The organism is Actinomadura syzygii (assembly GCF_008085905.1).
In the GTDB taxonomy this organism is placed as follows: Bacteria; Actinomycetota; Actinomycetes; order Streptosporangiales; family Streptosporangiaceae; genus Spirillospora; species Spirillospora syzygii.
Genome location: NZ_VSFF01000015.1, coordinates 167,000 through 192,593 on the forward strand (window position 1 = coordinate 167,000; position 25,594 = coordinate 192,593).

Here is a 25,594-nt window from a genome sequence, read left to right on the forward strand (position 1 = left end):
AGCATTGTCAGGGAGATCCGGGAGTGGCCGGATTCGGCATACTGTCCCGGTGGAGGCGCCCCATGGGGATCGGACGATGGCGTGCGGAGCGGCTGGTCAGGCTGGCCGCGGAGCACGGCGGCGCGGTGCGGCTGGACGCCCTGGCGCGGCGCGCCGCCGCGGGCGGACCGGAACTGGCCCTGCTCGTCGCGGTTGCGGTGAGGGATGAGCATCGCGCGCACCCGCTGCGCGCCTGGGCGCGGGACCTGATCCCGCGCGTCTGGGTGCGGCGGCGCGATCCGAGGCTGCGCGCCGTCGTCCGCGGGCACGGCCTCCTGCCGGACGGCGGCCCCGCGCGCCGCACGGTCGCCGCCCTGCACGACCGCCTGCTCGAACACTGGGACGACGGCGCGGCGCAGGCGATCGCCGCCCTGCTCACCGACCCCGACCATGAGGTGCGCGAGGGCGCGCGGCACGCCTGCGGCGCGGCCGGCGAGCCGGTGCTCGGCGCTCTGTGGCGGACCGCCGCCGAGGCGTCCGGCGACGGGCGTCGGGCCTTGCTCGACGCGCTGCCGCGCAACCCCCGTCCGGTCGTCGGCGCGACGCTCGCGCACGCCTGGCGGTGCTGGATCGACGGGCCCACGCCGGAGCTGTGGGCCCGCCTCCGGGAGATCGGTCGGGAAGCGCCCGGCGACGACGATGACGAGGTCCGGCGGCTCAGCGCGCTGGCGCTCGGCACGGCCGCGCCGGACGAGCTGTGCCGCGCCGTCCTCGCCGACCGCACGCCCGAGCACGTCCGGCGGCTCGTCGCGCGGACCTGCGCCGAGCGCGGGCTCGTGCCGGACGACGAACTGGAGCGCGCCGCGTTCCTGCTGCTCAGCGGCCGGACGGCGGAGTACCGGGCGGCCGACCCGGACGGCGGGCTGCTGGCGGTCGGCTACGCGGGCGGCTCGGCCGGGCTGCGCGCGCGGGTGCGCTCCGCCGTCGCGGGCGACCTCGACCTGGTGCGGGTCCTCGCCGCCACCGCGCCGCCGCGCACGATGAGCGTCCGCGAGCGCGGCTTCCTCGCCGGGCGGCTGGCCGCCGAGGAGGCGTGGCCCGACCTGTGGCGGCTCGCCCGCGACCTCCCGCTCGCCGAGGCGATCGAGGCGGTCCGGCCGGTCCGCGGGTGGTGCCCGCCCGGCATGCCGCGCGACGCGTTCGACCGGCTGCGCGCCATGCCGTCCGACCGCGTCCGGGCCGCGCTGTCCGCGTTCGACCTGCGCGGACCGCTGCGTCCGGTGCACGACGTCACGGTCGTCGAACGGTGCGCCCTCTCCCCGGACGGGACGCGCCTCGCCGTCACCGGCCGCAGCCGGACCACGGGCGCCCAAGTCCTCGTCGACTACGCCCTCCCCGGAGGGACGGTCGTCGCGTCCTACACCAGCGAGGGCCGCACCGAGCAGTGGCGGAGCCTGGTCCACACCGGCGAGGAGGTGCTCGCGATCGTGGGGCACCCGGCCGGACGGCTCGTCCGGTACCGGGACGGCGAGCGCCGCTGCCTGATCGACCCGCCGCACATCCCCGGGCACGTCCGCGACGACATCTGCGCCGCCGCGCTCGCGCCAGACGGGACCCTTGTCGCCGCGAGCCTCCGCGACCTGCACCTCTTCGCGCCGCCCTACGACGGGACGCGGCGCACCGTCCCGTTCGCCGACCTCGGGCTTGCGGAGGTGTGGGGCTTCGCGCTGGCCGTGGAGCCACGGACCGGGCTGATCGCCGTGGGCGGCCCGGCGCCCGCCGTGCTGGACGCGCGGGCCGAGACGCTCGTGGCGCGCGGGGACGGCGACCCCACCAGGATCGAGGGCGTGGTCTTCACCGGCCCTGACCGGTTGGTGACGACGGGCATGTCCGGCGACCTGACCCGCTGGCGGCTCGCGGACGGCGCCCTTCGCCCCGAGGCGTCCGGCGCCTACGGCGGCGGCGGCCCCGACCTGACCTCGCTCCCCGCGCACAACCGGATCTGGGCCAGGTCGGGGGACGTCTACGCCGACGCCGACACCCTGCGCGAGACCGGCCCGCCGGACGGGTCGCGCCCAGACCGGCTGTCCGTCTGGGCCACGCCGTCCGGCAGGCACTTCGCGGTCGCGGGCCTCAACGGGCTGGACGTGCACGGCCCTTACAGGGACGCGGCGGCACGGCTGCTCGACCGCCCGCTGGCCGACTGCCTCCCCGGCGACCTGGACCGCGCGGACGCCTTCCTCGCCTCCGGCCGCTACGTCGGCGACGCGGCCGAACTCCTGGCCCTGCTCCGCGTCTGCCTGGAAGAACGCTACGGAACCGAGGTCGCCCTGGGCCCCGCGACCTCCCTCGCCACCGAAACCGACATAGCCCTCGGCGTCGACTGAAAGACCTGGTCGCGGGCTTCCCCCAGCGCGAATTCGGCCGTCCGGTAATGGCTTTCTGGCTAGTACCGCTAAGGCGAGGTCATCCCGAATTGAGGGTCACTGTCTTGATCACGGTTTAGTTGCGGAGGAGTGCGCCATTCTTGTCGATATTGGGCCGACTACGTAGATTCTCCCGAAACGGGGGCCCTGTTCTTTCGCGGCGCCGTCGTCCGTTCGCGCGCGGCCCGGGGACCGGGCCCGGTCGGCGGGCGCGGCCCCTATCTCCTTGAGGAGACGCCATGTCCGAGGTCAACCGCCGCGACCTGCTGGCCGGCGCGGCCGCCTTCGCCGGCTTCGCGACCGTCGGCCTGCTCCCCGGCACCGCCGCCGCCGCGACCCGGCAGCGCCCCGGCGCCCTCCGCCCGCCCTCCCTCGGCGTCGGCGACAAGGCCGTCGTCGCCCGCGTCGACGCCCGCCGCGCGCTGCGGCACCTGAAAGTGCTGAGCGACGAGATCGGCTGGCGCGTCGCCGGGACGCGCGGCGAGCACCGCGCCGCCCGCTACATCGCCGAAGAACTGCGCGACCTCGGGTACGAGGTCGAGTTGCAGCCGTTCCCCGTCGCGGACAAGTACCTCGCGGAGATCGACGCGCGGGGCGAGCGGCCGTGGCAGAGCAGCGCGTCCCCGCAGGGCGCCGTCGGCTCGGTGGACGGCAGGGTCGTCGACCTCGGCCCGGTCACGGAGGTCACCGGCGACGTGCGCGGGAGGCTGGTGCTGTTCGACCGCGTGGCCGGGAAGGAGACCGACCAGGCGAAGGCCGCCGCGGGCGCGGGCGCCGCGGCCGCGCTCATCGCCAACGTGCGCTCGCCCACGTACCCGGAGCGCAAGGCCACCTCGTTCGTGCCCGTCCTGACGGAGCCGGTCGCGATCCCCGTGCTGGGCCTCGCCGAGTACCACGGCGAGCGGATCCGGGCGGGCGCGCGGCGGCTGTCGTTCGAGGTCACCGCCTACACGGGGCTGACGTCCCACAACGTGCTGGCAGAGCGGAAGGCGACGCTGCCGAACCCCGAGGGCAAGGCCGTCATCGTCAGCGCCCACTACGACACGGTGCCCGGGTCGCCGGGCGCCAACGACGACGGCAGCGGGACGGTCCTGTGCCTGGAACTGGCGCGCGTCCTGCGCAGGCTGCCGACGCAGCAGGCGGTCCGCATCTGCCTGTGGGGCGCGGAGGAGTACGGCCTGATCGGCGCCCGGCACTACGTCAAGCAGCTCGACGACGCGGGCGTCAAGCGGATCACCGGATGCTTCCAGAACGACATGGTCGCCACCAGCAGCCCGCCCGCGGGCACGTACTGGCTCCTGTCGGTGGACGGCGCGAACAACACCACCACCGCCGCGGTGAACGCCGCCGCCGTCCGGCTCGGCTACGTCGACCAGACCAAGGGCCCGACCGCGCGCGGCTCCAGCGACCACGAGGCGTTCCACGAGCGCGGCATCGCCGCGGGCAACTTCAGCTGGCGCGGCGGCGAGGCGCCGAGCCAGCTTGAGCCGGTCTACCACACGCCCGAGGACAGGATCGTCCAGAACCTCAGCCTTGAGCGGTTGCAGGTGTCGCTCGAACTGATCGGCTGCGCCGCCTACGACGTGGCCCGCCGCAAATAGCGGCCATGCATGAACGTGGGGACGGGCCGCGGCCCGTCCCCACTTTCGTCAGCTCGGACGGCCATCAGGTCTGAAACAGGCGGCTTTCGGCGATTCGGCCGTCGTGGCTCGGGACCACTTCGCAGTCCAGCCCGGCGACGTACTCGAACGTCTCGTAGCACTCGAACAGATTGGTGTGAATGGTGGGCGCGATGCCCTTTCGCCAATCGCTCGCGTCCCAGTTCTCGTAGACGCCGATCGCGTCGCCCGCGAGGAGATAGCGTCCGCTGTCGGTTTCGACCAGGACGCCCTGCGAGCCGGGCGTGTGCCCCGGCATCGGGACGACGGTCACTCCCGGGCAGATCTTCTGCTCCCCGGTGATCGCCTCCGTACGGTCCCATGCGGACATCCAGGGGGCCTGGAGTCCGGGCAGTTTCTCGTAGGCGCGCTCGTGTACCGGAAGCGGGTTGATGGCGTATTCGAGCTCCCGCCGGTTCACCAGGATCCGGGCGTTGCGGAACAGGGCGTTGTTAGAGCAGTGGTCCCAATGCAGATGGGTGTTGACCACGTAGTCGACGTCGTCCGGCTCGATCCCGTACTCGCGGAGGACTCCGGCGGGCGTCTCGTCCGAGTCGCGCACGAATTCGTAGGCGTGATGCTGCCGGACGTATTCGGGCGCGAGCGTTCCGGTGTCCACGACGATCCGCGTGCCCGCCGCCTCGATGACGAACATGAACATGATGATGTCGATCGTCTCGTCGCTCACCGACCCGTAGACGGCGGCGGGCAGCGGGACGTTCTTCGACCGTCCGACGCGCAGCGCGGTCACCTTCACGCTCATCGCTCCCCCAGCGCGTCGACTCCCAGGCTGTCGGCGACTTTCCGCAGGTCGGTAAGGGTGCGTTCGGGCAGCAGCAGCCCGTCGCGGGCGTTCCGCGCCTCGGCCAGGTCCTCGATCTCGCCGGGATAGCGCACTTCCTCCGCCCCTTCACGCGACCCAGACTTGAGCTCGGCCACCAGCGCCGTCATCCGTTCGCCGAATTCCTGCACGGGGCTGAACGCCGCGATGTCCAGAGCCAGATACAAATGCCCCGACCGCCCTGGATGCTCGGCTTGATAAGGCCCATGGACGGCCGAACCGAAACCGCTCCCGCTCAGGACTCCCGAAAGGACGTCCATCATCACCGAGATGCCGTAGCCCTTGTGCCCGGCCATCGGCAGGACCGTGCCGAGCAGCGCCTCCTCCGGGTTCCGCGTCGGCAGGCCCTCGGCGTTGACGGCCCACCCGTCCGGGATCTCGGTTCCGTGGTTCCGGGCGAGGTAGATCTTCCCCCGCGCGACCCCGGTGTTGGCGATGTCGAGGACCATCTGCCGGTCGGCGTCGACAGGAGCGGCGATCGACCACGGGTTGCTGCCGACGAGCTTCCCCCGCCCGCCCCACGGCGCCATCGCCGGGCTCGAATTCGTCGTCAGGATGCCGACGCAGCCGCGCGGCGGCGCCATTCTCGTGAAGTACGCGGCGGTGCCGAAATGGTTCGAGTTCCGCACCGCGACGACGCCGACGCCGTGCCGCTTCGCCCGTCCGATCGCCTCCTCCGCCGCGTGCGCGGCGACCACCTGGCCGATGCCGTCGTGCCCGTCCAGGGTCGCGACGGCGCCGGACCCGGCGACGATCTCGCATTTCGTCTCGGCGTTCATCACGCCCGCGCGGAGGCGGTCGACGTACCAGCCGACGCGCAGCACGCCGTGCGACTGGTGGCCCCACAGGTCGGCCTGGACGAGGCTGTCCGCGACGAGCCAGGCGTCGTCCGGCGGGACGCCGCACGCGGTGAAGATCCGCGTGCCGGCGTCCCGCAGCTCGTCGGCGGAGACCTGGACGGCCGTGCTCACTTCCGTCCGCCCGCGGGCTCGATCAGGATCAGCCGCTCCTCCGTCATGTCGCGGACGGCGTAGTGCGGGCCCTCCGTCCCGTAGCCGCTGTCCTTCACGCCGCCGTACGGCATCAGGTCCGCGCGCGTGCTGGACGTCGAGTTGATCACCACGCCGCCCATCCGGAGGCGGCGCGCCGCGACCAGCGCGGTGTCGAGGTCGCGCGTGAAGATGCCCGCCTGGAGCCCGTACGGGGTGTCGTTCACCGCCTCGATCACGGCGTCCACGTCGTCGAACGGGACGACCGACACGACCGGAGCGAACACCTCCTCGCAGAGCAGGCGCGCCTCCGGCGCGACGTCGACCAGGATCGTCGGGGGCATCATCGGGCCCGACCGCTTCCCGCCGGCGACGACGCGGGCGCCCTGGTCGACGGCGGCGTTCACCCACTCCTCGGCCCGCTTCGCGGCGTCCTCGCTGATCATCGGGCCGATGTCGGTCGCCGGGTCCTCCGGGTCGCCGAGGACGAGCGTGGACGCGGCGGCGGAGAGCTCGCCGAGGAACTCGTCCATGACGTCGGCGTGCACGTAGAGGCGCTGCACCGACGTGCACACCTGGCCCGACTTCCGGAACGCGCCCCGGCTGGACTGCTGCGCGGCAGACGCGATGTCGGCGTCCCGGCACACGATCGTCGCGGACACGTTGCCGCACTCCATCGTCGCCCGCCGCATGCCGAGCCGCGCGGAGATCGCCTTCCCGGCGGCGGTGCTGCCGGTGAACGTCACGAAGTCGACGCGCTCGTCGTCCACCAGCGCCCGGCCGACCGGGTCGCCGGGGCCGAGCACCAGTCCGATGAGCCCGGCGGGCAGGCCCGCCTCCAGCAGCATCCGGCACAGCGCCGCCGCCGCGATCGGGGTGAACGGCGACGGCTTGACCACCACCGCGTTCCCGGCCGCGAGCGCGGGCCCGACCTTGTGCGCGACGGTGTTCAGCGGCGAGTTGAACGGCGTGATCGCGCCGACCACGCCGACCGGCTGCCGGATCGTGAACGCCAGCCGGTGCTCGAAGCCGGGCGCGGCCTGGATCGGGACGACCGCGCCGTCGATCCGCTTGGCCTCCTCCGCCGACGTCAGCATCGTCTGCACCGCGCGGTCGGTGTCGCCGAGGCAGTCCTTCACGCTGAACCCCGACTCGCGCGCCACGTCGAGGGCGAGCTGCTCGCGGTTCTTCGCGATCGCGTCGGCCACCGCGCGGAGGATCTCGTAGCGCGCCGGAGGGTCGAGCGGGGTGCGGCTCGCTTCCCGCGCGACGGTCACGGCGTTCGCGACCATCTCCGGCGTCGCGTCGTAGGCCAGCGCGATCGGCTCGCCGGTGAACTTGTGGTGCACCGTCCGCTCGTGGTCGCTGCGCAGCCACTCGCCGTTGATCAGGTTCGCGACCGTGGGTAGCCCGGTCATGTCGGCTGTCCTTTCCTCGTCTTCGGCGTCGTCTCGCGCGTGCGCGTCGCCCGCGTCCGGGCGGCCTCCGCGACCGGCGACCAGCCGGTGTGCCGCTCGTAGGCGCGCCCGACCCGCAGGACGCGCGCGTCCGCGTGGCGGGGGCCGACGATCTGGAGTCCGGCCGGGAGACCGGCGCGGGTGAGGCCGCACGGCACGCTCAGCGCCGGCTGCCTGGTCATGTTGAAGGGGTAGGTGTAGGGCGTCCACGACGCCCAGACGCGCGAGCGCTCCGGAGTCGGCCCGTCGGCGCCCGCCTCGAACGCGACCGTCGGCACGGTCGGGGTGATCAGGACGTCGTACGTCTCGTGGAACCGCGCCATCCGGTGCCCGAGGTCGGCGCACACCGCGACCGCGTCCAGGTAGGCGACGGCGGTGATCCCGCGTCCCTTCTCGGCGTACTCCAGCATCGCGGGGTCGACGCGGGCGACGTCGTCCGGGCCGTAGGGGCGGAGCGTCCGGGCGAGCCCGGCGCACCACATCGTCTGGAACGCCTCGACGGGATCGTCGAAGATCGGCCCGACCTCGGTGACCCGCGCGCCCATCCCGGCGAGGACGTGCACCGCCTCCGCCACGAGCGCCTCGACCTCCGGGTCGTTGCGGCCGTAGCCGAGGTTCGGCGAGTAGCCGATCGACAGGCCCCGCACCCCCGCCTCGATGCCGGCGGCGAAGGAGCCCTCGCGCGGGGGCGGCGCCGCCCAGTCGCGGACGTCCGGACGCGAGATCACGTCCAGCAGCAGCGCCGCGTCCAGCACCGACAGCGTGATCGGCCCGCGGTGCGACAGCGGCCCGTTGCCGCCCGGCGGATACGCCGGGACGAGGTCGCCGGTCGGCTTGAACCCGACCGTCCCGGTGAACGCCGCCGGGACGCGGACCGACCCGCCGCCGTCCGTGCCGATCGACCAGGTGCCCATCCCGGCCGCGACCGCGGCGGCGGACCCGCCGCTGGACCCGCCGGGGGTCAGCGCCGGGTCCCACGGGCTCCGCGTGATCCCGAACCGGGGCGAGTCGGTGACGCCCTTCCACCCGAACTCCGGCGTCGTGGTCTTCCCGAGCAGGACGGCGCCCGCCTCCCGGAGCCGCGCCACGCCCGGGGAGTCCTCCCGCCAGGGGCCCGGGTCGTCCACCAGCCAGCTGCCGCGCAGCGTCGGCCACCCGCTCGTGCGGTCGAGGTCCTTGACCGTGGTGGGGACGCCGTCCGCCGGTCCGCGCTGCGTCCCGGCCGCCCAGCGGGCCTGCGACTCGGCCGCCGCGCGGACCGCGACGTCCTCGCCGACCAGGACGAACGCGTTCAGCTCCGGGTTGCGGGCCTCGATCGCGTCCAGCGCGGCGCGGGTCGCCTCGACCGGCGACAGCTCGCGCCGCTCGTAGGCGCGGGCCAGCTCCGCCGCCGTCATCCCGGTCGGCTCGGACCGTCCGGGCGGCGCGGCGTCCCGCCGGTCAGCCCGCGGCGCCGCCATCGGCCCGCGCACCTCCCGGGGCGAAGTCCGCGAAGTCGAACTCGAACTCGGTCAGCTCCGCGACCTCGGCGGCGGTGAACCCCGGCGCGACCTGTTCGAGCCGCCAGCCGTCTCCGGTGTGGCGCAGCACGCACAGGTCGGTGACGACGATGTCGACGCAGTTCCGCCCGGTCAGCGGGTACTCGCACTCCTTGACGAGCTTCGGACGCCCCTTCGAGTCGAGGTGCGTCGTCAGGACCACGACCGTGACGTCGCCGGCGACCAGGTCCATCGCGCCGCCGATGCCCCCGCCGATCATGTTCGGGGTGCTCCAGTTCGCGAGGTTGGCGACGGCGTCGACCTGGAACGCGCCGAGCGCGACGAAGTCGACCTTGCCGCCGCGCACCATCTCGAAGGACGTCACGCTCTCGAAGAACGACGCGCCCTTCTCCAGGTGGACGTACTGCCCGCCCGCGTTGTAGATCTCGGGGTCGTAGTCGTCGCGGGACGCGATCGTCCCGTAGCCGAGCACGCCGTTCTCCGAATGCAGGACGATGTCGCGCCCGGAGATGTAGTTCGAGATGAGCGTCGGAATCCCGAGGCCGAGGTTCATGTAGCTGCCGTTCGGCACGAGCCCGGCCGCGGTCTCCGCCATCTCCAGCCGGGTCAGCCCCTTCTTCCCGTTGTAGGTGCGGGCGCTGTCGGCGCCGCGCCCTTCGCGCGGGGCGGGGTGGTCGTGCGGGACGTCGACCGTCTTGCGCACCACCCGGCTGACGAAGATGCCGGGCAGGCCGATCCGCTCGGGGTCCAGCTCGCCGTCGACGATCTCGTCCACCTCGGCGATGGCGATCTTGGCGCCCTTCGCGAACGCGGGCATGAAGTTGCGTCCCACGCCGTCGAATTCGAGGTTGCCGAAACGGTCCGCGCGAGAGGCGCGGATGAACGCGTAGTCGACCTTCAATCCCATTTCCAGGACGTGCTCGACGCCGTCGATCACGCGAGTCTCCTTGCCGTCCGCCACGGCGGTGCCGACGGCGGTGCGGGTGAAGAACGCGCCGATCCCGGCGCCGCCCGCGCGCAGCCGCTCGACGAGCGTGCCCTGCGGGACGAGCTCCACCTCGATCTCGCCCGCGGCGATCTGCTTCTCGGCCGCCGACGTCGCCTCGCCCGCCCGCGCCGAGAACGACACGATCAACCGGTTGACCTGGTTGTTCTCGATGAGCGTGTTCGAGCGGTAGTCGCCCGTGCCGAGCGAGTTCGCCACGATGCAGAGCCGCCGCGCGCCCTGCTCGCGCAGGGCCACGGTGAGGCTCGTCGGGAAACTGTGCGTCATCCCGAACCCGGCGATCGACACGCTCGACCCGTCCGGGACGTCCGCGACCGCGGCCTGGGGGGACTCGTACACCTTGTTGATGGTCATGGCCTGACTTCCTCTGCGCTCACGGTCCTCGCCACCCTCAGTCCTCTTTGCTCGTGCTCACCGGGCGGAAGCGGGGCAGCGCGCTGCCGTGCCCGGTGTCGTCGAAGACCACCTCGACCGCGTCCCCGATGGCGACCCGCTCGACGTCGCAGTCGACGATGTTCGTCATCAGGCGGGGGCCTTCCTCCAGCTCCACGTACGCCAGGACGTACGGGGTGACGCCCTTCCAGTCGCCCCCCGCCCGCCGGACGACGCTGTGGGAGTAGACGACGCCGCGTCCGGTGAACTCCTCCCACCGCGTGTCCGTGCTGTGGCAGAACGGGCAGATGGGCCGGGGGTACCAGATCGCCTCACCGCACGCACCGCAGCGCCTGCCGAGGAACGTGCCCTCGGCCGCCGCCTTCCAGAACTCCTCGGTGTCCGGGGTGACCGGCGGCTTCGCGGTGGGAAGGGTCGGATTCCGCCTTACCTCACTCATGCGCTTTCCCTTCCGAGAATCATGGTCGCGGCGCGCATCCGGGTGCCGAGGTCGCCGCCGTTGCCGTGGACGAGGGCGATCTCGCAGTCGGGCACCTGCACGCCCGGGTTCGCCTCGCCGCGGAGCTGCCGCACCGCCTCGATGATCTTCGTGATGCCGCCGCGGTGCGCGGGATGGTTGTTGGCCAGCCCGCCGCCGTCGGTGTTGAACGGCAGGCGGCCGTGGGGGGCGACGAGCGCGCCGTCCATCACGAAGCGCCCGCCCTGGCCCTTCTCGCAGAAACCGAGGTCTTCCAGGATCTCCAGGACGGTGATGGTGAAGCTGTCGTAGACGGACACGTAGTCGACGTCCTGGACGCTCACCCCCGCCTGCTGGAACGCCCGCGGACCCGACCAGACGGCGGGCGTGTACGTCAGGTCGACCCGGCCGCCGTTGGTCAGCTTCCCGGCCTCGCCCTGGCCCATGATCCGCACCGGCTGCCGGTTCAGGGTGCGCGCGACCTCGCGGCTGACCACGACGACGGCGCCGCCGCCGTCCGTCACCACGCAGCAGTCGGCGCGGTGCAGCGGGTCCGCGACGAGCGGGGAGCTGACGACGTCCTCGACCGTCATCACCTTCTGCAGGAACGCGTTCGGGTTGTGGGACGCGTGGATCGACGCCGCGACCTTGATCTCGGCGAGCTGCTCGCTCGTCGTCCCGAACTCGTACATGTGCCGCTGCGCCGCCAGCGCGTAGGTGCTGACCAGCCCGGCGCCGGTGAACATCGCCATCTCGAAGGCGTCCTCGGGACGGGCCGGTCCGCCGCCGCCCGGCTGGACGCCCGTGCGCGGCTTGCCCGCGAGCGTGATCAGCGCGACGCTGCACTTCCCGGCCGCGATCGCCGCCGCCGCGTGCGACACGTGGTAGATCGGCGAGGCGCCGCCGCTCTCGGTCGAGTCCATGTAGGTGAGGTTCCGGAGGCCCATGTACTCGGCCATCGTGACCCAGCCGCCGCCGTACCCGGGCGCGTCGTGCCCGCAGAAGAAGCCGTCGACGTCGTCGAGCGTGAGGCCCGCGTCCGCGACCGCGCCGAGCGCGACCTCGGCGTGGATCTGCGCGAGCGACTTGTCCGGCAGCTCCCGGCCGGGATGCTCGTACGCTCCGATGATGACGGCGGCGTCGTTGGCGTTCATGTCGATCCTCCGGGACGCTGGGACGGCACTTCGGTGTGCTCCTTCTCGGGGTCGTGGCCGGGCAGGCGGCCGGCGCGGACGTCGGTGTCGTGCTGGCCGAGGCGGGGCGCAGGTCCGGGCGGCGGCGGCTCGTGCCCGGCCAGCCGCAGCGGGAACCCCTTCTGCCGGGGCGGCCCGTCGAGGAAGACGCGGCGGCGCGCGAAATGCGGGTCCTGGGCACGTTCCAATGCCGACAGGACAGACGCGGACGGTACCCCGGCCCTGTTCAGCTCGGTCACGCACTCCCCCTTCGAGCGCCGCCGCGTCCAGGCCGCGACGGCGGCGTCCACCTTCTCCTGGTGGTCCGCCCACCAGTGGGACGGCTTCTTCGCCATCCGGTCGGCGCCGACCAGCCCCGCCAGGGCGGCGCGCTCGGCGTCGGTGCGGCAGGCGATCGCGACCCACTGGTCGTCTCCGGCGCAGCGGTACACGTCGTGCGGCGTGCTGCCGGGACGCCGGTTGCCGGTCGGCGCGGGCACGGTGCCCGCGTCGAGGTACTCGGTGACGCGGTCGGCGAGCGTCCAGCTCACCAGCTCGCGCTGGGACACGTCCAGGTACGTCCCGCGCAGGTCCTGGACGACGCAGTAGGCGATCAGCCCCGCGCCGAACAGGGATACGAGCTGGTCAGGGTAGTTGATGTCGGCGGACGACCACATGGGGCCGTCCGTCCCGTAGCCCGTGACGGACGCCAGCCCGGAGAGCAGGTCGAGCGTCGAGCCGTAGGAGCGGGTGCCCGACTCGGGCCCGGACTGCCCCTGGCTGGACAGCGACAGGTAGATCAGCCGCGGGTTGACCTCGCGCAGCGTCGCCGGGTCGATGCCGAGCCGCTCGGTGACGCCGACCGTGAAGTTCTCGATCAGGACGTCGGCCCGCTCGACGAGCCTCCGCATCTCCGCCCGGCCCGCCTCGGACTTGAGGTCGAGCGTGATGGCCAGCTTGCCCGCGTTGTTCGACTGGAAGAGCGGGGACTCCTCCATGGCCTCGGCGTCCTCGGCGGCGGGCACCGGCCACACGCGGAAGGCGTCCGGCCGGTCCATCGACTCGATCTTGATGACGGTCGCGCCGTAGTCGGCGAGGAGCCGCCCGGTGGCGGCGCCCGCCGTGATCGTGCCGAGGTCGAGGACGACGACGCCCGCGAGCGGGGCCCGGTCCGCGCCGTCCGACCCGGGTTCGGGGTTCCGCGGGCTCGGCACGAGCGCCTCGGCTTCGAGGCTCGGCGGCGGGCCGAACCTCCAGGGCAGGCCCCGCACCGGCGCCAGCCGGACGCGGCCCTCGGCGTCGGTGACGAACGACCTCGCCCGGTACTGCGGGTCGGCCGCGAGGTCGGCGAGGTTCGCGCAGTACCCGAACGGCAGGCCGAGCCGCTGCGCGCGCTCGTAGATCTCCCGCTTGGGGAGCCGCGCGGCCCACCGCTCGACGACCGCCCACCAGGCGTCCCGCAGCTCCCAGCGCGCCTGGTCGGTGCTGAGCAGCGGGTCCTCCAGGGCCGGGTGGCCGACGAGTTCGACGACGGCGTCCCACTGCTCCGGCTGGAAGATGAACCCGAGCCAGCCGTCGGCGGCCCGGACGATGCGCCAGCGACCGCTGTTCGTGCCCGACCGGGTCTGGACCAGGCCGGTCTCGGCGTGGACGACGTCGCTCTTCCAGTCGATGTAGGCCGCCGCGTCGCAGAGCGCCACGTCCACGGCGTCGCCGCCGGGCCGCCGGAGCGCGAGCATCGCGCCGTAGAAGCCGACGAACGCGCCGGTGTGCGCGGCCTGCTCGCCGCCGAGGCTGAGCGGGGAGCGCTCCGGCTCGCCGACCATCGCGGCGAGACCGCCGTAGCTCTCGGCGAGCAGGCTGTCGCCGTGGACGTCCGAGCGCGGGTCGGACGCGCCGTAGAGCGTGATCGACACGACGGTCAGCCGCGGGTGCGCGGCGCGGAGGCGGTCCGGTGAGAGACCGGTCTCCGCCGCCCTCGTCGGGCCGAGATCGGTGATGACGATGTCGGCTGCGGCGAGCAGCCTGTCAAGCCTGTCCCGGTCCTTTTCAAGGTCGAGGATGACGCTCTTCTTGTCGGCGTTGTACGCGGCGAACGCGTAGCCCATGCCTTCGGAGTCGACCGGTTCCCGCGTGCGCATCGGGTCGCCGCCGGGCGGTTCGCATTTCGTCACCGAATGGCCGAGCCCGGCGAACAGCCTGCCGCAGATCTGCCCGGCCGCGCCCTCGGCGATCTCGACGACGCGCAGGAGCCGTCCCCGCCCTTCGGAGGCCCCGTTCTCGGACGTGCCGTTTTCGGCTGGACGGCTCATCGGACGCCTTCGCCGACGCGGCCGACCGCCGTACGGTGCGTCGCGTGCGGGTCGTCCAGGACGTCCGTCCGCGCCGTGATCTGCGCCCGGACGTCCTCGCCGTATTCGAGGGCCCGCGTCCAATCCGAGATGTACATGGGAACCTGGTGGAGGGCGCGTTTCGCCCAGGTCAGCGTGACTCCGTTGTGGCGCGCGATCCGCTCGGCGAGCGCCAGCGCGGCGGCGGGCAGTTCGGCCGCCGGGACGGCCTGGTTGACGAGGCCCCATTCGGCGGCCGTAGCGCCGGTGATGCGGTCGGCGGTCAACACCATCCACGCGGCGCGCTTCGCACCGAGCCGCAATTGCGTCGAGGGCCCGGCGAGCCCCGGATAAAGTCCGAAACCGACCTCGGGCATTCCGATGGGAGCGTCGTCGGCGGCGATGGCGAGGTCACTCGAATTGATGAGCGTCAACCCGCCGCCGAGCGCGAATCCGTTGACCGCGGCGATGACGATCGCGGAATGCTGCCGGATCCGCTCCTGGACGGCGAGCCAACTCGTGCGCCGTCCCGCGCCGCGGCGGTCGGCGTCCGTCTCCTCCTCCGCCGACTCCTTCAGGTCGACACCCGCGCAGAACGCCGGACCGGCGCCGGTCAGCACGATCACCCGGACGGCGCCGTCGCAGCGGTCGAGGACGTCGAGCAGCGCGGCCCGCGCGGCCCGGCTCATCGCGTTCCGCTTCTCGGGGCGGTTCAGGGTGATGCGCGCGACGCCGTCCGACAATTCCTCGTACCGGACGAGTTCAGGGTCAGCGATCGAATCCATGGGAAATACAACCTCACCTATTCGGAGCGGAACGCGGCGGGGGGCCGGGCCGATGGCGCGGTCATCGCGGGTCCGCCTCGGCGCTGAACCGGACGACGGCGCGACCGGCGCCGTCCGGCTGGAAGACCGCGCGGACGGGCTGGTCGAGGCGCGGCTCCGGCGACCCGTCGGTGAGCGTGCTGATCACGAGCGGGCCTTCGGCGAGGCGTACGTAGACGAGCTGGTAGGGGACCTCGTCGGCGAACGCGGCGAAATACTTCTGGTGCATCGTGCACCACGACCAAATGGTCCCGGTGCCGCTGACGGCCTCCCACGACGCCGCACCGGAAAGGCATTCGGGGCACACGGGCGAATCGGGGAAGCGGTGCCGCCCGCAATCGGCGCACTTCTGCAGCCGGAGCTCTCCGGCGGCGCAGCCGTCCCAGAACGGCTGGTTGGTCGGGGTTATCTCGGGGAGGAGTTCCGTGTAGGCCGCGACGTCCATCGGCTCGCCCTTTCCAATCGGCTCTGGTCGGCTCAGTCGGCAACGAGAACGTGCGATGTCACAATGGGCGAGACGCACATGTACTGCGCGGTCCTGCAGTTCTCGACCTGCCGTTCGCCGGCCTCGCCGCGCAGTTGCCTGACCGCCTCTACATGGAGCGCGAAACCCTGCATGTAGCTTTCGCTCGTATGCCCGCCGGACGTGTTGAGCGGGCGCTCGCCGCCGAGTTCGACACGGCCGTCCCGGACCCATTCCCAGGCACCGCCGCGCGGCGCGTGACCGAAGCCCTCAAGGGTGAAAAGGATCGTGGGCAGAAAATTGTCGTAAACCTGCATGCAGTCGATGTCGTCCGGGCCCATCCCGGCCTTCTTGTACAGTTCCTCGGCTACGGCGGCGCTCGTCGAGTAGTAGAAGTCCGGGCTGATGTAACTGCGGCTCAGTTCGGCGCGACCAGCCGTCGCCGCGACCCTCACGGGCTTCTTGCGCAGCCCCCGGGCGCGGTCGGCGGTCGTCACGATGAACGCGACCGCGCCGTCGTTGATGATGCAGTAGTCCAGCTTGCGGAGCGGCTCGGCGATGAACCGGGAATCCATGTACTCGTCGCGGCTGATCTCCTTCTGGAAGACCGCGATGGGATTGCGGGCGCCGTTCGCACGGTTGTTGACGGCGAGCGGGGCGAGCGCGTCCTCGGGAGCGCCGTAAAGGGTGCTGTACCGCTGGTACATCATCGACACATAGGCCCCGGTGGACGTCATCCCGTACATGGCGTCGTAGGCCCCGGCGGGGTCGGCGTCCCCGCCGCCGTATTTCAGCCCGGCCGTCCTGCCGTTCGTCGCGTAGACGCAGGCGACCATTTCGGCCGTGCCCGACCGGACGAGCGCGTACGCCTCCTGAAGGGCGACGCCGCTCATCCGCCCGGTGCCTTCCAGGTCGTGGACGAACGCCGGGCCGGTGAGGCCCGTCATCTCGCCGAACCTGCCGTATCCGATGTTGATGCAGAGGAGCCCGTCGATGTCGCGCTTGTCGGCGCCGCAGTCGTCCAGGGCGTCCCGGAACGCCTCCGCGGCGAGCTGATAAACGTCGTTCGGACGGCCCTTGTCCGCGTAGAGCCGCCGGAAGTCCGACGACCCGACGCCGACTATGGCCACGTCCTTTTCAGGCATGACGAACCCACCCTCGTACTCGTACCGGTGTGGCTCAGCGCCACGGTGTCGTGGTGTGTCGCTGCCCCTATTTGGAGGGCTGCTGCTTTTCGAGGATCTCGACGGCCTCCAGCGCGGCCTTGGCGGCGGCCCGGACGTGGCGGTGCGCGGCCTCCGCCGCCCGCTCCGGCGACCTCGACGCGATCGCCTCGGCGAGGTCGAGGTATTCCTGCCGGGACGCCTCATGCCGTCCCGGAATGGTCACCGAAAGACTGCGCAGCGCGTGGATCCGGGTGTGCAGCGGCTCCAGCATCGACTTCAGCAGCGAATTGCGGGCGCCCGCGAGGAGCAGCTCGTCGAATTCGTATATCGCCTGGAGGCGCGAATCCCCGGAGGGGCGCGGCTGCACCTTCTCCACGAGTTCGGCGACCTCCTCGTCGGTGGCGCGCAGCACGAACAGCTCGGCCGCGGCCGGCTCCAGCGCGTCCCGCACCTCGTAGATCTCGCGGACCTCGTCGCTGCCCAGCCGGGCGACGCGGACGCCGCGGCTCGGCGACGGCTCCACCAGGCCGAGCGTCTGCAGGTGCCGCATCGCCTCGCGCACGGACGTCCGGCTCACGCCGGTGAGTTCGACGAGCTCGCGCTCGGTGAGCTGGCGGCCCGGAGGCAGCAGGCCCGCGGCGATCGCCTGGCGGATGCGCCGGACGACCATCTCCGGGACGGACTCGGTCGGGCGGTCGATCAGCAGGTCGAGCTTCGGATCGGTCACGGCAGTCCTTACTACTTTGTCTGACGTACTACAGACTACGTGCGCCAGTATATGTCGGTCAATGTGGGGCGAGTCACGGCCGCGAATTGACGTCGAGTTCGTTGAGCGAGGCGCCCGACAGCGCCGGACCGCTCGTTTGCAAATGGCACGCCACCTCCCCGCCGCCGTCCACCGCGGTGTGCTCCGGCATTCGCTGCCTGCAGACTTCCATGACGAACCGGCAGCGGGTTTGGAACGGGCACCCGACCGGCGGATTGGCCGGATCCGGTAGATCGCCCTCAAGGACGATCCGCTCCGTTTTCCGGCGCGGATCCGGGATCGCCGACAGCAATGCCCGGGTGTACGGATGCGCGGGCGCGGAGTAGACCCGCTCCGCCGGACCGGTCTCCACGATCCGGCCGAGATACATCACCCCGACCCGGTGCGAGATATGCCGGACGACGGCGAGGTCGTGCGCGATGAACAGATAGGTCAGCCGGAACTCCGCGCGCAGCCGCTCCAGCAGATTGATGACCTGGTTCTGCGTGGAGACGTCCAGCGCGGAAACGGCCTCGTCGCACACGATGAAGCGCGGATTCAGCGCGATCGCCCGTGCGATGGCGAGGCGCTGCCGCTGCCCGCCGGAGAACTCGTGCGGATACCGGTCGGCGTAGCTCGCCCGGAGCCCGACCATCTCGATCAGCTCGTCCACCCGGGCGCGCGCCGCCTTCGCCGACATCTTCTCGTGGACGAGCAGCGGCTCCGCGATGCTCCCCGCCACCGTCGACGACGGGTCCAGCGACGAGTACGGGTCCTGGAACACCATCTGCATGCTCCGCCGCGCCCGCCGCAGGCTCCCGCCGCGCAGCGCCGTGACGTCCCGCCCGGCGACGGTGATCGTCCCGCCCGCCGTCGGGACGAGCCGCAGCAGCGCCCGCCCGGTCGTCGACTTGCCCGACCCCGACTCGCCGACCAGCCCGAACGTCTCGCCCTCGGCGATCTGGAAGGTGACGTCGTTGACCGCGCGCACCTGCCGCGCGGGGGCGAGCGTCCGCCGCTTCCGGAACACCACGCTGACGCCGCGGGCGTCGACGAGCGGTCCGTCCTCGGCCGCGGGCGGCGCGGCCCCGGTGAATTTCGTGAAGGTCATGGGGAACCTGCCAAGTGCAACTGCTCGATTCGGCAGCAGCGGCTGCTGCGGCCCGGTTCGACGGTCCGGAGCGCCGGCACGGCGGCGCACTCCTCGCCCGCGTGCCCGCACCGGGGGCCGAACCTGCACCCCTCCGGCATGCGCCACGGCTCGGGCGGACGGCCCGGGATCGTCGGCAGCTCCCTCCCGCGGACCCCGAGCTGGGGCATCGCGTTCAGCAGCCCCGCCGTGTACGGGTGCTTCGGCGCGTCGTACAGGTCGAGCGCGGGCGCCGTCTCGACGACCTCGCCCGCGTACATCACGACGACCCGGTCGGCCAGCTCGGCGACGAGCCCGAGGTCGTGGGTGATGAAGAGGATCCCGCAGCCCGTCTCGTCGCGGAGCCGGGCGAGCAGCGCGACGATCTGCGCCTGGACCGTCACGTCGAGGGCGGTGGCGGGCTCGTCCGCGATCAGCAGCTTCGGCTCGCAGGCCAGCGCCATCGCGATCATCGCGCGCTGCCGCATCCCGCCGGAGAACTCGTGCGGGTAGTCCCGGACGCGGCTGCCCGCGTCCGGGATGCCGACGAGGTCGAGCATCTCCGCGGCCCGCGCGAACGCGGCGCGGCGCGTCCCGCCCTTGTGCCGCCGGTACCCCTCGGCGATCTGGTCGCCGATCGTGAACGCCGGGTTCAGGCTGGTCATCGGCTCCTGGAAGATCATCGAGATCTCGTTGCCGCGGATGTCGCGCAGTTCCTTCGGCGGCATGCCGACGAGGTCGCGGCCCCGGTACCGGACGTGGCCCGCGGGCGTCCGGGCGTACCCGGACGGCAGCAGCCGCAGCACCGACAGGCTCGTGACGCTCTTGCCCGACCCGGACTCCCCGACCAGCCCGACGATCTCGCCCTCCCCGACGTCGAACGACACGCCGTTGACGACGTTCGTCCACCCCCGGTCGGTGAGGAAGTCGACGTGCAAATCCTCGATTTCCAGCAGGGTCTTCCCTTCCGCGGTCATGACGCCCTACCTTTCTGGGGGGCGCCCCCCAGACCCCCGAGGGGGAAACGCCGTGATCCTCGCTTCGCTGCGGTCATGACGCCTTCCTTGTCTCGCGACCGAAAGCGTCCCGGAGGCCGTCGCCGATCAGGTTGAAGCAGAGCGTCGCGATCGCGATGGCGATCCCGGGGTAGACGGCGAGGGACGGGTTGGTCCGCATCTCCAGGAACGCCTGGCCGAGCATGCTGCCCCAACTAGCGGTCGGCGGGAGGGCGCCGAGGCCCAGCAGGCTGACCGTCACCTCGGCCAGCAGCGCCGACGCGAGCAGGAACGACAGCTGGACGAGCGCCGCGGGCATGATGTTCGGCAGCACCCGCTTCCGCAGGATCGTCAGGTGCGGCGTCCCGATGCTGGTGGACGCCTCGATGTACACCTCGCGGCGGACTTCGAGGGTGCTCCCCCGCACCACCCGGTACATGCGGGGCGCGTACACGATGCCGAGCGACACCATCGCGGTCGTGAGTCCCGGCCCGACCATCGCGATGATCGCGATCGTCAGGATGATCGCGGGGAACGCCATCAGGATGTCGGCCGCGCGGTCCAGCAGCCAGTCCACGACGCCGCCGAAGTAACCGCTGATCAGGCCGAGCGGCAGCCCGATGCCGGTCGCGATCACGACGGCGAGGGCGGCGGCGGCGAGCGACACCCGGCCGCCGTGCATGAGGCGGGTCAGCGTGTCGCGGCCCAGGGTGTCGGTGCCGAGCCAGTGCTCGGCGGTCGGGCCGGACAGCCGGTCGCTGATGTCGACCTGCGCGGGCCCGTAGGGGGCGATGAGCGGGGCCGCCGCCGTCACGACGATGATCGCGAGCAGCAGCAGGGCGCCGATCACGGCCGACCGGTTCGACCGGAACCGGCGGACGACGGCGCGCGTCCTCGACACCGGCTCGATCGGGCCCGCTTCCTTGCCGGCGTCCTTGCCCGCGTCCTTGCCGGGCGGCGCGGCGGCCGGCTTCCGGATGTCCACGCTGTCACTTTGAGTCATGACATTTTGACCTTCGGATTGAAATAGCCGTACGACAGGTCGACCGCCAGGTTGACGAGCATGATCAGGACAGCGGTGATCAGCAGAATTCCCTGCACCATCGGGAAATCGCGGGAGAACACCGAGAAATAGGCGAGCTTCCCGACTCCGGGAAGGGCGAACAACTGCTCGATGACGACGGTCGCGCCGATCAGCCGGTTCGCCTCGACGCCGAACGCCGTGACGACCGGGACGGCCGCGTTCTTCAGCACGTGCTTGACCGCCACCCGCCGCGGGTGCAGCCCTTTCGCGACGGCCGTGCGGATGTAGTCCTCCTGCATGACCGAGGTCACCGCGGCCCTGGTCTGCCGGGCGACGACCGCCGTCGGGACGGTCGCGAGCGAGAAGGCGGGCAGGATGAGATGCCCGAGCCAGTCGAGCGGGCTGTCGGTGAAATTCACGTAGCCGACGGCCGGAAGCGTCCGCATCTGAATGGCGAAGACGAGCACGAGCATCATGCCGACCCAGAAATAGGGCAGCGCCATGAACGCGCTCGCGGTGACCGTGGACACCCGGTCCACCCAGCTTCCGGGACGCAGCCCGGCGGCGAGGCCGAGCGCGAGGCCGAGCACCGCCGCGATCAGCAGGGTCAGCCCGACCAGCGACAACGTCACCGGGAACCCGTGCGCGATCGCCGACCAGACGCTCTGGCTGTCGACGAACGACGTGCCGAGGTCGCCGTGCAGGACGTCGGTGAACCAATTCCAGTACTGGACGAGGAATGGCTCGTCCAGCCCGAGCTGCTCGCGGATCGCCGCGATCCGCTCGGGCGTCGGGTTGCTTCCGGCCAGGGCCACCTCGGGCCCGCCCGGCACCAACGCGATCAGGCTGTAGATCAGGAAGCTGACGATGACCAGCAGCGGGACCATCGCCAACAGCCGGACGCACAAGAACCGCAGCACGCCGGGAACCTCCGTTCGTTACGGGGTGGTCGTCCCCGGCCGGGCCCGCGCGGGGGCCCGGCCGGGGACCGCTAGCGGCGCGTCACTTCCTGATCGCGACGCCGCGGAACTGGCGGGACCCGTCGACGTAGACCTCGACGCCCATGACCTTGTTGTTCATCGCCAGCGGGGTGTTCAGGTGGCACAGCGTGACCGGCGAGGCCGCGTCGTCGTGGGCCGTCTTGAAGAGCTGCTTGTAGATGGCCGCGCTGCTCTCCCGGTCCTCCGCGCCCTTGGCCTTCGCGGCGAGGTCGTTGATCGTCGGGTTCGAGTAGCCGCCGGGGTTGCTGAATCCGTCGGGCAGGTAGTACGAGGCGACCTGGATGCTCGGGTCGGCGTCCGCCTTCTGCTGCACCATGATCGCGTCGACGGACTTGTTGACCGAGAAGCCCTCCATCAGCTTCGGCAGCTCGACCGGCCGGATCGTCATCTTGACGCCGATCTCCTGGAGGTTCGCCTGGATGAGCTCCGCGACCCGCTGGTAGGCGTCGAGGTTGTCGGTCTCCAGCGTGAACTCGAACCCGTCCTTGACCCCGGCCTTGGCGAGCAGTTCCTTGGCCTTTCCGGGGTCGTACTTGTAGGCGTCCGGGGTGAGGCTCGGGTCGGAGGCGTAGTAGGTCGACGGGAACATCTGCACGCCGGGCTGGCAGAAACCGCCCTGGAGTTCGTTGACCGCGTTGCGGTCGATGGCGTAGTTCAGCGCCTGCCGGACTTCCTTCTTGTCGAACGGCGGGCGCGCGACGTTCAGCGCGATGGTGAAGCTCGCGAGGCTCGGCTTCTGGCAGACGGCGAGTTTCCCGTCCTTCGCCGGCTGGTACATGGCGGACCGCAGGAATGTGGCGTCGGCAGATCCGGTGACGGTGGCGTTCAGCCGCGCATTGTCGTTACTGGAGATCAGGTACACCATTTTGGCGACGTTGACGGCCTTCGGGTCCCAGTAGTCCTTCACCGGGGTGTACTCGACCTTGGTGTTGGGCTCGTAGGCGCTGACCTTGAAGGCGCCCGATCCCCCGGTGGGCGTCCGGCCCTGGCCCGGGTCGTCGAAGACGGCGGGGCTCATCATCATGCCCGCCGAGCTGGACAGGATTCCGATCAGCGGCGCGGCGCCCGTCTTCGTGCGGACCTTCACCGTTGAGGCGTCCACGACGTCGACCCCCGTGACGTCGTTCAGCGCCTGCTTGTTGAAGCTCTTCGCACCCCGGTGCCGGTCGAGGTTCGCCTTGACGGACGCGGCGTCGAACGCCTTTCCGTCGTGGTACTTCCATTTGTCGATGAGGTGCAGCGTCAGGGTCTTGCCCTTGTCGCCGATCTCCCATTTCTTCGCCAGCATCGGCTGCGGCTCGCCGGCGGCGTCCATGCGGATCAGCGTGTCGTAGACCGGATAGAGGTACATCCAGCTGTTGCTGGTCGTGATCTTGTCCGGGTCGAAGCTCGTGTTGGCGACGCTGTACATCCAGGTGAACGTCGCGCCCTTGTCGATCGCCGCCGGGTCCACCGGCGGGCAGGCGACGTCCTGCTTCGGCTTGGCCGCACCCGTGCCGCCGCCTCCCTCGTCGCCTTGGTCGGCGCTACACGCGCTCGCGATCATCAGGAACGCCGCGGCGGCCGCGACGATGAGCTGTTTCCGCATCTTGGGGGGTCCTCCGAACCAGGAACGTGGTGATGGAAAACGCGGTGAAGCGGGGAAAACGCCGTCCGAGCAGAGCGGTGCCGGATATCCGAGTGGGGCCCGATCGCCCGCAGGGTCACTGCGTCCGGAGGTGACGGGCCGATCGCTCGCGGGGGGTCGGCCCCGCGGGGGGTGGGGGTGCCGCGGTCACTGCGTCGCGGTCGAGTTTGTACTTTGTCTGATGAATGAGAACATACGTAGACTCGTCCGTCAAGGAAACGGCGGAGGGCTCCCGAACGCATGCGGAAGGCCGCACCGGAGGCGTCACGGTGCGGTGATCGGCCCAGGCCGGGCCGCTACGGAGTGGCGTCGACGGCGAGCCGCCGCGGAGGGGTCAGGCGCCGACGACCGCCTGGGCCACGGCCATCCCGGCGTAGGCGGCGCCGAGCCCGGCGGCGAGCGACATCAGTGCGTTGAGCAGCGCGTAGGTTCCCGAGCCGTCCTCGATCAGCCGGACGGTCTCGTACCCGAACGTCGAGTACGTGGTGAGCGCGCCGCAGAAACCGGTGCCCGCGACGGCCATGACGCCGCTCCCCGGGGCCAGCTCGGTGAGCATGCCGAGCACCGCGCAGCCGACGATGTTGACGGTGAACGTCCCCCAGGGGAACACCGAGTCGTGGCGGGACTGGACCGCGCGGTCCGTCAGGTAGCGCAGCGGCGCGCCGAGCGCGGCGCCGAGGGCGACGAGCAGGACGGTCATTCCCCCGGCTCCTCCGGGTCGTCCGAGCGGCCCGCGTAGCGGACGACCTCGACCGGGTCGAGGACGACGAGGCCCTCCTCGATCAGCTCGTCCAGCTGGGGCAGGAACGCGCGGACCTTCTCCTCCGCGTCCACGATGACGATCGCGATCGGCAGGTCCTCGGTCAGCGACAGGATCCGGGACGTGTGCACGCGGCTGGACGTCCCGAACCCCTCGTAGCCGCGCAGGACGGTGGCCCCGGCGAGCCCCGCCTCGTGGGCCCGGTGCACGATCTCGTGGTAGAGCGGCCGGTGGCGCCACTGGTCGTCCTCGCCGATGAGGACCGTCAGCCGGAGGGCCGAGCCGTGCAGCTTCATGCGTTCTCCTTACCCTCGTCACCCGCGCCATCGGCTGCGGCCCGCGTGCGCGGGCGGGAGAGCAGCCGCGTCAGCCAGACCCCGGCCTGGACCGCGAGCAGCGCGCAGACCAGCGTCCCGAACAGGTAGAGCAGCGCGCTGCGGGCCATCTCGTCCTGGACGCCGCGCTGCACCTCGACGAGCGCGGTGGAGAACGTGGTGTACCCGCCGAGGATCCCGACGCCGAGGAACGGCCGCACCAGCCGGTGCGCCCGCCACACCTCGGTGATCAGCACCATCAGCACGCCGATCAGCAGGCAGCCGGACACGTTGATCACGAAGATCGCCCAGTCGAACGCGCCGGACCGGTGCGGGAGCGCGGTCGAGATCCCGTAGCGCGCGAGCGCGCCGCAGACTCCGCCCGCGGAGATCGCGGCGAGCGTGGACCAGTGCTCGCGGCCGAGGTCCCATCGCCGTCGCGGCGGCACGCGCAGATCGATGTCCGGAGCCTTGGAAGCGACCTCGGACGGGGACGCCTCCGGCCGGACGGGACGTGCATCGGACACAGGACTCCTCCTACCAGCGTGCGCGACAACCACTGGCAGGGACCGTTGGCGGCCGATGCCGCGGTTGCTCCGCTCGGGCGAGCTGGAAGCGGCGAGCCCCACCGCCGCGGTCCCCGGCGTGCGGGAACCGCGTATCAGCTTAGTCGCACCGCGCCGCGGAACCGGCGGGAGACGCCGGTCGGCGGCTCAGGTCGGCTGCCAGAGGTTGGGCGTGAGCTGGGGCTGCCAGTCGGCCTGCGACCTGTGCGCCTGGCGGCAGAGGTAGCGGACGCCGTGATAGCTCACCGCGTCGCCGGGACGGTAGGCGACGCCGACCGTCCACGCGGGCGTGCTCACCCTGCGTCCGGGCGGCGGCGTCTGCGGCGGCGGCCGCGTCCCGCTGGTCGGGACGGCGGACGGCGTCGCCGAAGGCGTCCGGGACGGAGTGGGCGTGCCGGACTTGCTGGGAGTCGCCGTGCCGGGCGGCACCCACGTCGACTCGGTGGGCGGGGCCGACTCCGGAATGGGCCCCTCGGACGCGGCGACGCCGGGCGCCGGGTCCGGGTCGGAGTGCGGCTGCAGTGCGGAGAACACGCCCACGAAGAGCACGATCGTCACGACGCCGCCGAGCACGGCGTACCCGAACCTGAACGTCCTCGGCGGGCGACCGTCGCCGCGATCGCCGCGCCCGCGCTCCGGCGCGCTCCTGTGCACTCGACCCCCCAGTTCCCGGCCGTGGAAGGACATGCCGCCGCGCCCGCCCGCCGAGCGCCGATCATAGTGACATATTCGCGCGGAGCATGTCACTCGCCCGTTCGCCCGCCCCGCGAGGC

The 25,594-nt window shown here is 71.8% G+C and carries 23 protein-coding genes; 2 read left to right on the forward strand and 21 right to left on the reverse strand.

Annotation, left to right across the window (positions count from 1 at the left end; genetic code table 11):
• The first annotated feature begins 62 nt into the window (after positions 1–62).
• Positions 63–2,366 (forward strand): hypothetical protein, encoded by a 2,304-nt coding sequence (locus tag FXF65_RS36260; RefSeq protein WP_148354594.1) that lies wholly within the window; start codon positions 63–65, stop codon positions 2,364–2,366.
• Between the two features lie 278 nt (positions 2,367–2,644).
• Positions 2,645–4,006: a M28 family peptidase gene (locus FXF65_RS36265; RefSeq protein ID WP_148354595.1), complete on the forward strand. Its 1,362-nt coding sequence runs from the start codon at positions 2,645–2,647 to the stop codon at positions 4,004–4,006.
• Positions 4,007–4,070: 64 nt separating this feature from the next.
• Here FXF65_RS36265 and FXF65_RS36270 read toward each other — a convergent pair whose 3' ends face one another.
• The 21 genes from FXF65_RS36270 to FXF65_RS36365 all read right to left on the reverse strand — a co-directional run bounded on the left by FXF65_RS36270 (position 4,071) and on the right by FXF65_RS36365 (position 25,475).
• On the reverse strand, positions 4,071–4,826 hold the full coding sequence (locus FXF65_RS36270) for an N-acyl homoserine lactonase family protein (protein WP_148354596.1): 756 nt from the start codon (positions 4,824–4,826) through the stop codon (positions 4,071–4,073).
• Complete coding sequence (locus tag FXF65_RS36275; protein WP_148354597.1) at positions 4,823–5,875, reverse strand: Ldh family oxidoreductase; 1,053 nt, start codon at positions 5,873–5,875, stop codon at positions 4,823–4,825. The genes FXF65_RS36270 and FXF65_RS36275 overlap by 4 nt, the downstream gene beginning before the upstream one ends.
• On the reverse strand, positions 5,872–7,311 hold the full coding sequence (locus tag FXF65_RS36280; protein WP_148354598.1) for an aldehyde dehydrogenase family protein: 1,440 nt from the start codon (positions 7,309–7,311) through the stop codon (positions 5,872–5,874). The genes FXF65_RS36275 and FXF65_RS36280 overlap by 4 nt, the downstream gene beginning before the upstream one ends.
• Positions 7,308–8,810: an amidase gene (locus FXF65_RS36285; RefSeq protein ID WP_222868921.1), complete on the reverse strand. Its 1,503-nt coding sequence runs from the start codon at positions 8,808–8,810 to the stop codon at positions 7,308–7,310. Before FXF65_RS36285 ends, FXF65_RS36280 begins: the two co-directional genes overlap by 4 nt.
• Positions 8,791–10,209 (reverse strand): 3-oxoacid CoA-transferase, encoded by a 1,419-nt coding sequence (locus FXF65_RS36290; RefSeq protein ID WP_222868922.1) that lies wholly within the window; start codon positions 10,207–10,209, stop codon positions 8,791–8,793. Before FXF65_RS36290 ends, FXF65_RS36285 begins: the two co-directional genes overlap by 20 nt.
• 37 nt (positions 10,210–10,246) lie before the next feature.
• The gene (locus tag FXF65_RS36295; protein ID WP_148354599.1) at positions 10,247–10,687 is read right to left on the reverse strand and encodes a Zn-ribbon domain-containing OB-fold protein; all 441 of its coding nucleotides are present in this window, start codon (positions 10,685–10,687) and stop codon (positions 10,247–10,249) included.
• Positions 10,684–11,859: a thiolase domain-containing protein gene (locus FXF65_RS36300; protein WP_148354600.1), complete on the reverse strand. Its 1,176-nt coding sequence runs from the start codon at positions 11,857–11,859 to the stop codon at positions 10,684–10,686. Before FXF65_RS36300 ends, FXF65_RS36295 begins: the two co-directional genes overlap by 4 nt.
• Complete coding sequence (locus tag FXF65_RS36305; RefSeq protein ID WP_148354601.1) at positions 11,856–14,189, reverse strand: CaiB/BaiF CoA-transferase family protein; 2,334 nt, start codon at positions 14,187–14,189, stop codon at positions 11,856–11,858. The genes FXF65_RS36300 and FXF65_RS36305 overlap by 4 nt, the downstream gene beginning before the upstream one ends.
• Positions 14,186–14,992, reverse strand: a complete 807-nt coding sequence (locus FXF65_RS36310; protein WP_148354602.1) for an enoyl-CoA hydratase/isomerase family protein — start codon at positions 14,990–14,992, stop codon at positions 14,186–14,188. Before FXF65_RS36310 ends, FXF65_RS36305 begins: the two co-directional genes overlap by 4 nt.
• Before the next feature lie 61 nt (positions 14,993–15,053).
• Positions 15,054–15,476 carry a Zn-ribbon domain-containing OB-fold protein gene (locus FXF65_RS44160; RefSeq protein ID WP_187412697.1) on the reverse strand — a complete coding sequence of 141 codons (423 nt, stop codon included), beginning with the start codon at positions 15,474–15,476 and terminating at the stop codon, positions 15,054–15,056.
• 32 nt (positions 15,477–15,508) lie between these two features.
• A complete protein-coding gene (locus tag FXF65_RS44165) occupies positions 15,509–16,639 on the reverse strand; it encodes a thiolase family protein (RefSeq protein WP_187412698.1) in 1,131 nt (376 codons plus the stop codon).
• Positions 16,640–16,706: 67 nt separating this feature from the next.
• A complete protein-coding gene (locus FXF65_RS36320; protein ID WP_148354604.1) occupies positions 16,707–17,387 on the reverse strand; it encodes a GntR family transcriptional regulator in 681 nt (226 codons plus the stop codon).
• Positions 17,388–17,460: 73 nt separating this feature from the next.
• Positions 17,461–18,516, reverse strand: coding sequence for an ABC transporter ATP-binding protein (locus FXF65_RS36325; RefSeq protein ID WP_148354605.1), 1,056 nt, complete (start codon positions 18,514–18,516; stop codon positions 17,461–17,463).
• Positions 18,513–19,511 (reverse strand): ABC transporter ATP-binding protein, encoded by a 999-nt coding sequence (locus FXF65_RS36330; protein WP_148354606.1) that lies wholly within the window; start codon positions 19,509–19,511, stop codon positions 18,513–18,515. Before FXF65_RS36330 ends, FXF65_RS36325 begins: the two co-directional genes overlap by 4 nt.
• A 73-nt stretch (positions 19,512–19,584) precedes the next feature.
• The gene (locus tag FXF65_RS36335) at positions 19,585–20,514 is read right to left on the reverse strand and encodes an ABC transporter permease (RefSeq protein ID WP_222868923.1); all 930 of its coding nucleotides are present in this window, start codon (positions 20,512–20,514) and stop codon (positions 19,585–19,587) included.
• A gap of 14 nt (positions 20,515–20,528) precedes the next feature.
• Positions 20,529–21,473: an ABC transporter permease gene (locus tag FXF65_RS36340; protein ID WP_222868924.1), complete on the reverse strand. Its 945-nt coding sequence runs from the start codon at positions 21,471–21,473 to the stop codon at positions 20,529–20,531.
• An 82-nt stretch (positions 21,474–21,555) separates the two neighbouring features.
• The gene (locus FXF65_RS36345; RefSeq protein ID WP_148354608.1) at positions 21,556–23,142 is read right to left on the reverse strand and encodes an ABC transporter substrate-binding protein; all 1,587 of its coding nucleotides are present in this window, start codon (positions 23,140–23,142) and stop codon (positions 21,556–21,558) included.
• A gap of 373 nt (positions 23,143–23,515) precedes the next feature.
• The gene (crcB, locus tag FXF65_RS36350) at positions 23,516–23,881 is read right to left on the reverse strand and encodes a fluoride efflux transporter CrcB (RefSeq protein WP_148354609.1); all 366 of its coding nucleotides are present in this window, start codon (positions 23,879–23,881) and stop codon (positions 23,516–23,518) included.
• The gene (locus FXF65_RS36355) at positions 23,878–24,237 is read right to left on the reverse strand and encodes a DUF190 domain-containing protein (protein WP_148354610.1); all 360 of its coding nucleotides are present in this window, start codon (positions 24,235–24,237) and stop codon (positions 23,878–23,880) included. The genes crcB and FXF65_RS36355 overlap by 4 nt, the downstream gene beginning before the upstream one ends.
• Complete coding sequence (locus FXF65_RS36360; RefSeq protein WP_148354611.1) at positions 24,234–24,782, reverse strand: fluoride efflux transporter FluC; 549 nt, start codon at positions 24,780–24,782, stop codon at positions 24,234–24,236. Before FXF65_RS36360 ends, FXF65_RS36355 begins: the two co-directional genes overlap by 4 nt.
• A 186-nt stretch (positions 24,783–24,968) precedes the next feature.
• A complete protein-coding gene (locus tag FXF65_RS36365; RefSeq protein WP_187412699.1) occupies positions 24,969–25,475 on the reverse strand; it encodes a carbohydrate-binding protein in 507 nt (168 codons plus the stop codon).
• Positions 25,476–25,594: the final 119 nt, after the last annotated feature.